Annotated in this window: 13 protein-coding genes; 5 read left to right on the plus strand and 8 right to left on the minus strand. The window is 52.3% G+C overall.

Annotation, left to right across the window (positions count from 1 at the left end):
- Nucleotides 1-102: 102 nt before the first annotated feature.
- The 3 genes from MKZ15_RS21720 to MKZ15_RS21730 all read right to left on the minus strand — a co-directional run bounded on the left by MKZ15_RS21720 (nt 103) and on the right by MKZ15_RS21730 (nt 2,666).
- Nucleotides 103-1,353 (minus strand): methyl-accepting chemotaxis protein, encoded by a 1,251-nt coding sequence (locus MKZ15_RS21720; RefSeq protein ID WP_155608862.1) that lies wholly within the window; start codon nt 1,351-1,353, stop codon nt 103-105.
- 126 nt (nt 1,354-1,479) lie between these two features.
- On the minus strand, nt 1,480-2,295 hold the full coding sequence (locus tag MKZ15_RS21725) for a winged helix-turn-helix domain-containing protein (protein WP_155608863.1): 816 nt from the start codon (nt 2,293-2,295) through the stop codon (nt 1,480-1,482).
- Nucleotides 2,277-2,666, minus strand: coding sequence for a transcriptional repressor (locus tag MKZ15_RS21730; protein ID WP_155608864.1), 390 nt, complete (start codon nt 2,664-2,666; stop codon nt 2,277-2,279). The genes MKZ15_RS21725 and MKZ15_RS21730 overlap by 19 nt, the downstream gene beginning before the upstream one ends.
- Before the next feature lie 156 nt (nt 2,667-2,822).
- On the opposite strand from MKZ15_RS21730, the gene MKZ15_RS21735 reads away from it, so the two are divergent.
- Entirely contained in the window at nt 2,823-3,212 is a 390-nt protein-coding gene (locus MKZ15_RS21735; RefSeq protein ID WP_339818083.1) for a hypothetical protein, read from the plus strand.
- Here MKZ15_RS21735 and MKZ15_RS21740 read toward each other — a convergent pair.
- Genes MKZ15_RS21740 through MKZ15_RS21750 form a run of 3 tightly spaced genes read right to left on the minus strand, consistent with a single transcriptional unit; the run spans nt 3,129 to nt 7,123 of the window.
- Nucleotides 3,129-4,232 (minus strand): GerAB/ArcD/ProY family transporter, encoded by a 1,104-nt coding sequence (locus MKZ15_RS21740; protein ID WP_339818086.1) that lies wholly within the window; start codon nt 4,230-4,232, stop codon nt 3,129-3,131. The two genes, MKZ15_RS21735 and MKZ15_RS21740, sit on opposite strands and share 84 nt — an antisense overlap.
- A 13-nt stretch (nt 4,233-4,245) precedes the next feature.
- On the minus strand, nt 4,246-5,454 hold the full coding sequence (locus MKZ15_RS21745) for a Ger(x)C family spore germination protein (protein WP_213622241.1): 1,209 nt from the start codon (nt 5,452-5,454) through the stop codon (nt 4,246-4,248).
- On the minus strand, nt 5,444-7,123 hold the full coding sequence (locus MKZ15_RS21750) for a spore germination protein (protein WP_339818089.1): 1,680 nt from the start codon (nt 7,121-7,123) through the stop codon (nt 5,444-5,446). Before MKZ15_RS21750 ends, MKZ15_RS21745 begins: the two co-directional genes overlap by 11 nt.
- Before the next feature lie 184 nt (nt 7,124-7,307).
- Between MKZ15_RS21750 and MKZ15_RS21755 the strand changes: the two genes are divergently transcribed.
- From MKZ15_RS21755 to MKZ15_RS21770, 4 genes are all read left to right on the plus strand, one after another.
- Nucleotides 7,308-8,876 (plus strand): FAD-dependent oxidoreductase, encoded by a 1,569-nt coding sequence (locus tag MKZ15_RS21755; RefSeq protein WP_339818091.1) that lies wholly within the window; start codon nt 7,308-7,310, stop codon nt 8,874-8,876.
- Between the two features lie 263 nt (nt 8,877-9,139).
- Nucleotides 9,140-9,466: a PadR family transcriptional regulator gene (locus tag MKZ15_RS21760; RefSeq protein WP_155608870.1), complete on the plus strand. Its 327-nt coding sequence runs from the start codon at nt 9,140-9,142 to the stop codon at nt 9,464-9,466.
- Nucleotides 9,463-10,092 (plus strand): DUF1700 domain-containing protein, encoded by a 630-nt coding sequence (locus MKZ15_RS21765; protein ID WP_193417073.1) that lies wholly within the window; start codon nt 9,463-9,465, stop codon nt 10,090-10,092. Before MKZ15_RS21760 ends, MKZ15_RS21765 begins: the two co-directional genes overlap by 4 nt.
- A 2-nt stretch (nt 10,093-10,094) precedes the next feature.
- Nucleotides 10,095-11,045 (plus strand): DUF4097 family beta strand repeat-containing protein, encoded by a 951-nt coding sequence (locus MKZ15_RS21770; protein ID WP_155608872.1) that lies wholly within the window; start codon nt 10,095-10,097, stop codon nt 11,043-11,045.
- A 47-nt stretch (nt 11,046-11,092) separates the two neighbouring features.
- Here MKZ15_RS21770 and MKZ15_RS21775 read toward each other — a convergent pair whose 3' ends face one another.
- Both MKZ15_RS21775 and MKZ15_RS21780 read right to left on the minus strand, forming a co-directional pair.
- Nucleotides 11,093-11,848, minus strand: a complete 756-nt coding sequence (locus MKZ15_RS21775) for an amino acid ABC transporter ATP-binding protein (RefSeq protein ID WP_213622244.1) — start codon at nt 11,846-11,848, stop codon at nt 11,093-11,095.
- Nucleotides 11,849-11,863: 15 nt separating this feature from the next.
- On the minus strand, nt 11,864-12,532 hold the full coding sequence (locus MKZ15_RS21780) for an amino acid ABC transporter permease (protein ID WP_193417071.1): 669 nt from the start codon (nt 12,530-12,532) through the stop codon (nt 11,864-11,866).
- Nucleotides 12,533-12,570: the final 38 nt, after the last annotated feature.

Raw genomic sequence — 12,570 nt, forward strand, 5'->3', positions numbered from 1 at the left:
CGTCGTTGTCATGATGTAGAATGTACCATTTGGGGAAATCTATGTAGATAAAAAAAGCCCCCCGGCGATCCGCCGAAGAGCGATGTAAGAAAAAATGATCGATTACTTCATATCGACATGGAACTTGTCCACGATACCCTTTAATTGTTCGGCCATTCGGGATAAATCGGCAGCGGAGGACGCGATCTCCTCGACGGAAGCGAGCTGCTCCTCAGCAGCGGCGGAGATAGATTGAGTATTACCCACATGCTCCTCGGATACCTGCCGGCTTCCTTTAATGGATTCCCTTGCAATTTCAGTCCCGGCGGCCATTCCCTTGGCATCTGCGACGATTCCTTCCATCTTGTCGGCAGCGCTGCGAACCGCCTTGCGAATCCGAGAGAAGGATCGTCCGGAAGTATCAACGGCGAGAATCCCCTCCTGAACGCCTTGCTTAGCGTCCTCCATGGAACCAACCGCCCGCTCAACCTCAGCTTGAACGCTGCCGATCAGCTCAGCAATCTGCTTCGCGGATTGCTCGGAGCCCTCTGCCAGCTTGCGTACCTCCGAAGCAACCACGGCAAATCCCCGGCCTTCTTCACCGGCCCGGGCGGCTTCAATGGAGGCATTTAACGCCAATAGATTGGTTTGCTGGGCAATGCCTGTAATTACTTCGATGATCCCGCCGATGTTAGCCGTATGCAGACCTAACGCCTGAATGACCTCTCCCAGTTCATCAACCGTTTGCTGGATGCGCTCCATCTTCTCCACCACGCTCAGTACGGAAGAGTTCCCTTCCTCTGCAGCTGCGGTCGTCTTCTCCATACTTTCGCTAACGGCATGAATTTGCTCCGACATCATGCTGGCCTGGTGGGACATCTCTCCCATGCCAAGGGCCCCGGCTTCAAGCTCCGACAGCTGCCGTTCGCTGCTGGCCGCCATCTCCTGAATCGACACCGTCACGTGCTCGATCGCCTTGGTTGTCTGCTCTGCCCCGGCCGACAGCTGCTCAGATGATAACACAACCTGATTCGTCGTATCTCGGACGTTTACGATCATCCCCCGAAGATGGTCCACCATCCGTTGAAATTGGTTCGCCAGAGCGCCGATTTCATCAGGCCGATTCAAATAATCTACGCGTTTGGTCAAATCCCCTTCGCTGATTTGGCGGGTGGTTTCCGTCAAACGATCAAGCGGAACGGCAATCATACGAATCGTAAACCAAGCCGCGAAGGCCGCTAGTACAACGGATATGCCCGCAATCAGATACCAGGTCGGCTCGATTTCACCGTTCAGCACCACATCTAGAATACATGGGATGATAGCCACAAAAATGGTTGTCAGTAACAGTGATAGCCTTACGCGTTTTTTCATAGCAGATCCTTCTTTCGACATATTAATAGGTTTATAACCAAAATTATACTCGCTCCTCTGACTCTTGAATATCAAAAAAACCGTTTGTCATTTGACAAACGGTTTCGTTTAAAACCCGATAGTGCCTTAATCAGCCAGTCGATAACCGACCCCACGGACCGTGGTGATGTAGGTCGGGTTCGTCGCGTTATCCCCTAGCTTCTTGCGCAGACTCTTGATATGAACGTCGACGACATTGCTGCCTCCAAGGAAAGAAGTCCCCCAAACCTCAGATAGAAGCTCTTCACGGGACAACACCGTCCCCTCCTGCTCAAGCAGCTTGATCAACAGCTCGTATTCCGTTTTGGTCAGTTCAATTTTAGCGCCGCTCCGATAAACGGCCATTTTCTTACGGTCGATCCACAAATCCTTGAAGATCGCAGGTGACGTGCCGGCGAGCAGACGGGATGACAACGGCCGCGGTCCGCTGCTGCGAATAATTCGCTGCGTATGGTAAACGATCTCCATCGGCCGAGTTGGCCATACCAGGAGCTCCTGGTTCATCAAGCCTTGGTCCAGTTGCCCCAGCATCGATTCTCTAACAAGTAAGAGCGATGGAGTCCCGCCGGTTTCCTGCCCCACAAGTGCGCGGATTGCCGCCATTTCTTCATCCTCCCGGTAGGAGGTCAGATCGAAGATCAACAAGTCAGCCGCCAAGGCGTTGCGAATCCCTTGCTCCCAGTGATGGAATACGAGGACGTCAAAACAATTTTCGGATAAATCTCGAACCAGTTCATGAACATCGCTCGGGAACGGGCTGATCAGAATGACACGTTGCGTGACCGGACATGCCACGCGTTCGGATGTTGTCTCCTCTTGCTCAGCAACCTCGACTCCCGCTGGCCTGCGAATGGGCACGGTTTTACCGGAAATGCTTTCCTTAATCACTTCTTCTGCTGACAATTCGGACACACCCCCCCGAATACGACATGGGCGTGGTGTACATCATATCCCGTTTCCTTAGCCACAGTATGGTTCCATTCCTCCGGCACATGAGACATCACTTCATCCACGCGGCCGCATACCTCGCACAGGATATGCTGATGATCGTCGAGCTTCGCATCATACCGGCTGGCCGCCTCACCTAGCTTCAACTCGCGAATCAGTTCCTTGTCGGTCAAATACCGCAGCGAGTTGTAGACCGTACCATAAGCGAAATTATATCCTCGTTCAACCAAACGGTTCATGACTTCCGCTGCCGTCGGATGGTCGCTGGCGTTGCGGACGACATCGTATACCGCTTGACGCTGAGTCGTCAAATTTAAGGCCTTCATATCTCATCAATCCCTGTAGTTATTTTTAGAATTAGTATAAGTCTTATTTTAGGATCCGTCAATTCCTCGATATTCCCCATTCCCTGCATGTTCCATAGTGCTTTCCCCCATACTAAAACCACACCATATCACCTATTGACGAGGGAGCGTTCCTCCATGCTGATTCGAAAATATCTGATTACCTTCCTGATTGCCGCGTTTACGATAGGATACACCGTTTACGTTGATGTACTAATCGGGCTTCCATGGAATAATTTCCTCATTAACTGGAACTATTCATTGACGGATCCGGCCGAACGCATCTTTGCCTATATCCTGATCCTCTTCCTGATTGTGCCGGATATTCTACATCTCGTAAGCCGTAAACGGAAAGGGAGCCAAAACCCTAGCAAAGAGTTAGGCTTACACGGAGAATCGTTGTCCGCCTCGGCAGGCAATGACTCCTCTACGGCGCTTAAAGATTCAGGCTCCGGCCTGCCTACGGGAGCGGAATCGATAAATCAAGGCAGCAATAATCAGAGCAGCGGGCAGAATAACGTAAAATAACGGATCCATTTTATATAAGACATCCCCGCCCTTTTTAACGTGCTCACTATAGGTTCGAGCGATGGTTAACGAAGAAAACAACACGATTAAGGCCAGCGGATACAGAACTTTGCGGTAGGGAATCTGCATGAGGTCCGAAATCCCGATCACCGCGGCATAAAAGTACACCGAGATTTTAAAAAAGTCGCCGATGATCAGCACCATCACCACTAAGATGTCCATCCGTTGAACAAAGTCACCTATGGAGGCCTTACCGACCATCGTCAGCAGCGGAAAAATCGAACGTCCCGCGATTTCCACGCCAAGCACCGAAATCGTTATCACCACCGTTGCCGACAAAATAAGGCCGGACAACAGGATGGATAGGAGTCCCGCTCGTAGCCCCGCTTTTTGATTGCTCAAAAAAGGCATGATCATGGTAAAGCATATAATCTCCCCAAACGGAAATTGATAGTTTTGGCGATAGACGGATTTCAGCACAGGCTGAACTCCGTTGCTGAGCACCGGAAGAATCCGTGTGAAATCCAGGATTCCGGAAAACAACACCAGCAGCAAGATGATCATCCCGATGAGAAAAACGACCCATAGAAGGATAAACGCGGTTCGGGCTAGCACTTCGACCCCTTTATGCAGGACGTAGACGACGGTCAGCATCATCATCGTATTGATGATGAAGAGCGGGGTTTCCTTCAGGGTCGAGGCAAATACCAGCAATCCGCCGTCCATCAAATCGCGCGAGGCCTTATTCATGTAAAAAACTGTGTAAGCAAAACCAATCGCCCCGCCCACATATTTACCGTATAGAATTCGGCTATATTGGGTGAGCAACTTATCCGGAAACGAAGTGTACAGGAAGGCGTACCCTAGATAGAGCAGCATTCCGATTATCATACCGGTCAATACGGCGATCCAGGCGTCCTTTCGTGCTTCCAGGCCCAGATTAACAACCAGAGCGGTCCCCAGTTGGAACAAAACGAGCAGGGAGAAAAATTGCAACGGGCTGAACTTCGTAGTTTCCATCGTATCCCGCCTCCTATTCTTGGTTCATATCGTACTTGAAGGAGCGGTCCCTCATTTGGGAATTGCGGACAATCGAATCGACGTGGTATTCAACCGTCAGCTCGGGGAAGAGATCGGACCATTGCCCTTTCAATTGCTTCCATGCCTTTGGATGCTGACGTTCGAGCGTCTGTCCGAAGCAAAAGATGTCGCTATTCAGGGATTGGGCCTTGTCGACGGCCGCTTTCATTTTCTTTTTGATTTCCTGATTAACATAGGTCTCCAAATCATTCAAGGCCGCCGGGTCGCGCAAATCGATGGTGCTGTCCATTTCTCGAACCGACAACTGGGCCGTGACCTTCACCAAGACGACGGGATGTTCCGGATCCTTGAGAGACACATGCATCGAGGTCTTGCTTCTACGTACGTCCAGCGTGATTTCTCCCAGGTCATCCGGTGTGATCACGATCGATGTCTTGTTAAGCTTCCCTTTGATCCAGACTAGCCCCACGCTTTCTTCCTCATTCAACCAACCTTTTAACCGATCCCCTTTAAACACCGCCAAATTGGACATCCGAAGAAGGCCAAGGGCGTCCGTTTTCTCCAAGTTACTTTTTTTTCGAGCATCTTCGACATTTCCCAAAATATCAACGCCGTTAATGATCGGACCCGAGTTGGGAACCAGAATATCCCGAATCACGTCATCGATTTCAATTGGATAATGGGAGCTGTATTCCTGAGAGGAGATGTCGGTTTTTTGAGCAAGGGTATACGCGGAGATCTTTCCCATAGCCGAAAGCCCGGAGAGGATATCACGCGCTCGTGCTTCCTTTTTCGCCACATAAATTTTGGCCGTGAGACGGATGTCCGAATCCCGGTCCAGAAAGTCGACAATATCGGAAATCCCCTGGCGAGCCAGCTCTTCCGATATAACGATAATCCGGGTGTGGGCGGTCGATACTTGGCGCGGCACTAGCATAGACACCTTGCGGGTTGCTTCCATAATTGAACGTCCTTGGGCACTATACACCATGGTCGGGGTTCCGCCTCTCCCGGTTTTTCCGGATATTTCATCGGCAATAATGACTTGAAAGGAGACGAAATAATCCTTCTTCCCGGGAGCCAGATCGACTCCGATTCCGGCCACAACCGCCCGACGGTTCAGTTCTTTCGCATCCCAGCAACCGGATAGGGGCAGCATGGCGCAAAGAATGACAATTAACCATAAACCTTTAATTCTCATTCGGCTCCTCCTGCTTTCCTCGTCTCGATTCAGGGCTGCCGCTGCCGCCTTGCTTCCGATCCTTCTGCTCCTCATTGGAATCTGTCTGATCCTCGCTAGACTTGGATTTGCCCGAACCCTGCGGTTTAATTTCCCGAGTTTTCTCTATATCCTGCTGGCTTGAAGTCATCAGCGGTTTCCATCCATGCATCCAAATCGGCAACCGCAGAATCACATCCTTTTGGGCTTGCGGTACAAACGGGCTAAACGGCGACAGATACGGTACGCCAAATGAACGGATGCTGTTCATATGTGCAACCATCAAGATGAGCCCCAGCGTAATCCCGTAAAACCCAAACAGACCAGCCAAAAGGAGAAAATAGAAGCGGAACAGCCTGCCTGCGATAGACAAGTTGTAGGAGGGTAAAGCAAAGCTCGCGATCCCTGTCAACGCTACGACAATCACCATGATCGGCGTGATGATCCCTGCTTCGACGACCGCCTGACCCAAGATTAACGCACCAACGATGGACACGGTTTGACCGATCGCTCGCGGCATCCTTACTCCCGCCTCCCGTAAGATCTCAAACACGACCTCCATAATGATCGCCTCCACGAAGGCAGGAAACGGCACCCCCTCGCGCTGCGCCATTAAGCTAACCAGCAGCAGCGTAGGGATCATTTCATAATGGAAGGTGGTCAGAGCAACATATACCGCAGGACCGAGCAGCAAGATCACGAAGCAGATGTAACGAATGATGCGCATCAGGATGCTGATGTCGAACCGTTGGGCATAATCCTCCGGCGATTGCATGAACTGGGCAAATACGGTCGGCAGGATCAGCGTGTAGGGTGTACCGTCAACGAGGATAACAACCCGGCCCTCGAGTAGATTCCCGGCGGCGACATCCGGCCGTTCCGTATTGAATATTGTCGGAAAGGGAGTGAAGGTCTTATCCTGAATAAACTCTTCGATATAAGCCGACTCCAGGACGCCATCGATTCGAATTCCTTTTAATCGGCTCCGAACTTCCTCCACCAAATTAGGATCGGCGCAGCCTTTCATGTACATCATCGCCACATGGGTATGGGTGACGGACCCAATCTTCATCGACTCCAGCCATAGGTCCGGCGATTTGATGCGGCGCCGGATCAGGGAGATGTTCGTCGCGATCGATTCGACGAAGCTGTCTTTGGGGCCACGCACGACCAGTTGCGACGTCGGTTCGTTAACCGCTCTCCATTCCCCGCCCGCCGTACCCGTGACGATCCCTTGATCGCTCCCCTCCACCAGCAGCACGGTGTCCCCCGATAAGACAGCCATCATAATGTCGTTCCATTCCTTCACGACCGAGGTTTCTCCCAGGCTGAGCGCATTCTCGAGGATATATTTCATGAGCCGATCGGCCTTGTACGCGTGAACTTTCTCGGGTTCCAGCCCCATTAGCGGTTTGATCACAAAGTTATTGATCATTTGCTGGTTACTGAGGGCATTCAGATAAACGATCGCAGCCTCCACAGGAACCGGAACGGGCCCCCCTAGCTTGAGATGGCGAATGACGATATCGGGGCTATGACCGGACTCCTCTAAGACGCGATCCAGCATTTGCTGCAAGTCACCGGTGATTTGGGATTGTGCGTTGCTTTTGTTCTGCCGGCCGGAACGGCCTCGGGAAAGGTGGCGCAGCATATTAGCAACTCCTGTTCTGCATATCTTATCTCCATTATTTGCTTCTCCTGCCTTTTTCATGCGACAGGAACCGAAGTCAACAACCTTCGTCGATTCGGCGGTTTTTCTGAACTAGAGCGGGAAATAATGTATCCGAAACGGCTCCCTATTATCAGGAGAACAAGTTGACAGGAGGAAGCTTAAAATGGAGGAAATCCCCTTCATGTCCGGTGGACTTCCGCGGTTCCCGGATTCGATGTGGCGAAAAACGACACCCTTGCCGGACTTCGGTAAGCTAAATGAGGACATTGAGACAGAAGTGGCCGTGGTCGGGGCCGGGATCACCGGGATCACCACCGCATATTTACTAGTACAAGCCGGCGTAAAAGTCGCCATCCTAGAGGCCGGCAAAATCCTGGATGGCACGACCGGGTATACGACGGCAAAAATCACGGCTCAGCACGGTCTTATCTACGACAAGCTGATCAACCACTTCGGTGAGGAAGGCGCAAAATTGTATTTCGAAGCCAATGAGGAAGCATTGCGTTGGATGACCGAGACAATCGAGGAACGGAAGATCGAGTGTCAGTTTCGCCAAGAGGACGCTTATCTGTATGCGGATTCGGAAGAGCAGCTCCAAAAGCTAGAAACCGAATGGCAAGCTTACGAACGATTGGGTCTACCCGGGGAATGGCGGGATTCTCTCCATTTGCCGCTGAAAGCCAAAGGTGCTATCGTGATGAAAAATCAAGCACAGTTTCACCCGCTGCACTACTTGAAAGAGTTGCTCGCGTATATCACGTCCCATGGCGGCTCCGTTTATGAGAGTACAACGCTGCAGGATGCCGCCGAACCGGAGGCGGACGGACGTCTTCGATTAACCACGGAAGACGGGCGGCACATCGTTTGCCACCATGCGGTATCCGCTTCCCATTATCCGTTCTTTGATGGAATGGGGTTCTACTTCACCCGGCTGCACGCGGAACGTTCTTATGTCGTCGCGATCGAACCGGAGAAGGCTTACCCTGGCGGAATGTACATCAACTGCGGCTCCCCCAAGCGCTCGCTCCGTTCCGCCGAGCTGAACGGGAAAGAGGTTGTCCTCGTCGGCGGCGAGTCCCACAAGACCGGCAAAAACGACTGTACGTTCCAGTCCTACGAAGCCCTGGAGAGATTCGGACGCGAGACATTGGGAATCCGGTCCATTCCGTTTCGCTGGTCAGCGCAGGATTTAGTCACGCTGGATGGAGTACCTTATATCGGACGGATTACATCTAGACATCCGAATATTTACGTTGCCACGGGCTTCTATAAATGGGGAATGAGCACCAGCGCGTTGTCCGCGATGATGATCCGAGACCTCATTCTGGAGAAGGAGAACCGTTATGCCGAGTTGTTTACCCCATCCCGGTTTAAAGCGGACCCCTCGATCAAGCATTTCGTGACGCAGAACGCAGATGTAGCCAAAGAACTCGTAACCGGCAAAATCGAAATCGTTCACTTGAAACCTGAGGACCTCGTTCCAGGTCAAGGCGGCGTCGTGAAGCACCAAGGCAAACGAGCCGGGGCGTACCGTGACGAGAACGGGCTGCTCTATCTGCTTGATACGACCTGCACCCATATGGGCTGCGAGGTCAAATGGAACGAGGCGGAACGTTCGTGGGACTGCCCTTGCCACGGATCCAGATTCGATTACAAAGGCGAAGTGATCGAAGGGCCGGCTACCGAAGCGCTCCCTCGTCTCCATCGACAGCCTGAGCAAGCACCAAGTTAACGAACGGCAAGCCCTTTAGGTACATCCACCAACCAGCGAGAACACCGATCCTAGGCTTTTCTGAACATGCTATGAAGCGCATCTGTCCAACCGGTTTCCTGGAACGTAAAGGGAACAAGCGGAACAGATGCCTTTTTTTATTCACTACCTTGCTTTAATCAGTACCGTATGGTACTATGCTTTCAGAGATACTAATCAATGATCAGTACTAGTGAATCACAAAAACGAACATTCAATTTCAGAGGAAACGAGGCGAAGCATGGTTGGATATCAGCATCCAGTTTAAGAAAGGCGCCTTGGAGCTATGCGTGCTGGTGTTGATCCAAGGCCGCGACCGGTATGGTTACGAGCTGGCCCAATCGGTATCGAAGCATATCGAAGTAGCCGAAGGAGCCCTGTATCCTCTGCTCCGCAGACTGGTCAGTGAAGGCTATTGCACAACGTACTTGCAAGAATCCACAGGCGGACCTCCGCGTAAATATTACAAGCTGACTCCCGAAGGCGAAGCGTACACCCAGAAACTTGTCGTAGAGTGGAAACAGTTCGTGCACAATGTTTCGACATTAATCGAGAAAGGAAGCCGTTTATGAATAAAAGCGAGTTTTTGGCGAATCTCCGGGCCCATTTGTCGGTTCTCCCACCGGAGGAGCAAAACGAATTGCTAGAGGATTATGAGGCCCACTTCGCATTTGGCTTGGAAAGCGGCCGGACCGAGGAAGAAATCGTTCTGGAGTTAGGCGACCCGGCGGAGCTGGCGAAGGAGGCCATTGGCAACCGTTACGTGCCTCGGGAGCATGTGTACTGGTTTGGAGGTGCGGAGCCCGCTGCGGTGCCGGATGCTCCAGTTGCCTCTACAAATTCAGGAGTTTATGGGAACGGGGGCGGCGTCCGGCAACGCAGCGGATTTGCCAGCGTGATGGTTTACATCGGCCTGTTCTTTATGAATATCATCGTTGTTCCGCTGTTGATCTCCTTCTGGGCCGTAGCCGTCAGCCTAGCGGCCAGTGCAGCGGCTGGAATAATCAGTCCCCTGCTTCTCGGACTTGAGTATATATGGCATGGGGATATTTTCACAGCAAAAATCTTTGCCTCGGTCGCAGCCGTCGGATTAGGCATTTTGCTTGCTGTCGTCACGCGATACGTTTATAAAGGATTGCTCCGGCTGAGCGCCGCTTACCTGCGCTGGAATGTCCGGGTGGCGAAAGGGGATCACTAGGCATGAATACGAAGAGATGGTCGTTCATTGGAATTTTGCTGATTTTGGCCGGATTTGCCGGCATGGCTTACCAGCACTTTGATTTTGGGGGACAACTACCAACTCACCAGCAGAAATGGGCTTTTGAATCAGGCGCGTTAAAGACGCTGCTTGTCGGTAGCGACTATGACGTTGAGTTGGAGTTTATCGACAGCCCCGACGGGACGAATTACGTGGAAATCAGCGGGAATATGGAACAGAAGACGATCGACACGTTGAAAGCAACTCAAATCTCCGGAGACACGCTGAAGTTAGATCTGCAGGATGATTTCGACTGGAGCTTCTTCTCGGTCAACTTCCAGTCCACCAAGCAGCGGATCACTGTAGCGCTAAGCGACAGGAGCGAATTGGATCGGATCGACTACAAGTCCAATTCCAGCAACGGTACGTTCCGCGGTCTTCGCGCCGGCAACATCGACTTGTCCATCAGCTCTGGAAATCTCCGCGCAGAGAATGTCACGGCGGGTCAGCTGAAATTGGCCAGTACGTCGGGCAATATTACAGCGGAGAACATTCAAGGAAATACAGAGATAAAGTTGACTTCTGGAAACATCCGTATCGATAAACTAGAAGGTGTATTAACCGCAAAATCGACCTCTGGCAATATCACCGCCAACCAGGTGCAAGGGAACGTCCAAGCTACAGTCAGTTCGGGAAATATCCGATTCGAGCGGTTTACGGGGGACGGTAGCTTCAAAGCAACTTCTGGAAATATTACTCTGTCGGAACAACGTTCGGATAACCTGGACATTTACGTAGGTTCCGGTAATGCGACGTTATCAACCGATGCGCAGTTCAAGGGGTTCTATGACCTGCATACCGCATCCGGGGATACCACGGCTCCGGATTCCTTGCGCCAGACGCAGGACCTGATCAAGGTTCGGGCGACTTCCGGTAACATTCGCATTCGCTAAGAACATCAAAAGGGGGCGGAGTTCATGTGAACTCCGCCCCCTCTTTGTTATTCGATTTCCCTCTGCGCAATTCGGTTCAGGAAGGATCGTGCCCGATCGCTGGATGGGTGATTCAGTACCTGGTCCGGCGTCCCCGATTCGATGATGATGCCCTCATCCATGAGCACAACCCGGTCGGCAACCTCGGCGGCGAACTTCATCTCATGGGTGACCACAACCATGGTCCGGCCCTCTCGCGCCAGCTCCTTCATCACCTTCAACACCTCGCCGACTAGCTCCGGATCCAGCGCCGATGTGGGCTCGTCAAATAACAACACGTCCGGGCTTACGGCCATGGCTCGCGCAATCCCAACCCGCTGTTGTTGTCCGCCTGATAGCTGATGCGGATAGAAATCGGCCCGATCGCCCAGCCCCACCTTATTCAGTAGCTCCAAGGCGACCCGGCGCGCTTCTTCCTTACTCTTCTTCAGCACCTGAACCTGGGCTTCCATCACGTTCTGGAGCGCCGTCATATGCGGAAATAAGTAATAGGCCTGGAACACCATCCCGGTCTTCTTGCGCAGGGCCAGCACTTCGCTTGGCTTCGGCTTACGGCCTTCGCCAAATTCCAGTTGGACGTCGCTGATCCGGAGAACCCCCTTTGTCGGAGTTTCCAGCAGGTTCAGACAGCGCAGTAGGGTTGTTTTCCCTGAGCCGGAAGGCCCGATGATCACCAGCACTTTACCTTGCTGTACCTCAAGATCTACCCCTTTTAGTACCTCTTGCGTACCAAACGATTTGTGCAAATTTTGGATTTGTATCATGATTGTCAGGCCTCCTTATCGGGCAGTGAAGCGATCCAGCCGCTTCTCTAACCGATTTTGCAGCGCCGAAAGGATGGTGCTGAAGAATAAATAGACCAAGCCCGCTTCGGTGTAAACAATCAGCGGTTCATAGGTCGTCGCCGTGATTTGCTGAGCCGTACGGAACATCTCCGTATACGTGACAGTGGCGGCCAGCGAGGTATCCTTGACCAGGCTGATGAAGGAGTTGGCCAGCGGTGGTACGGAAACTCGCGAAGCCTGGGGCAATATAATCCGCCGCAGCGCCTGCAGCCGGGTCATCCCCAGGGAATAAGCCGCTTCCCATTGACCTTCATGAATGGACAGGATCGCCGCACGCACGATTTCCGAGCCGTAAGCGCCGACGCTGAGCGTAAAACCGATCACTGCCGCTGGAAACGGGTCCAGTATAATGCCGATCGACGGAAGACCGTAGAAAATGATAAATAGCTGGACAAGCAGCGGCGTCCCCCGAATAATCCAAACGTAGAATCTGGCGAGCTGCCGCAGCGGCCCGATGCTCGACAACCGCGCAAGCGCGGTCAGGACAGCCACCACCAGCCCTAGCGCAAACGTGATCAACGTTAGCGGTACCGTAAAAGCTACCCCTGCTTTGAGCAGAGGCAGAAAAGAGTCCACGATAATATTCCAAATGCGTTCATCCATCGCTCAAGCATCCTTTTCCGAAAGAAGCGGCCCTTGCG

The sequence above is a fragment of the Paenibacillus sp. FSL R7-0216 genome (assembly GCF_037969915.1).
GTDB classification, from domain to species: Bacteria; Bacillota; Bacilli; order Paenibacillales; family Paenibacillaceae; genus Fontibacillus; species Fontibacillus rhizolycopersici.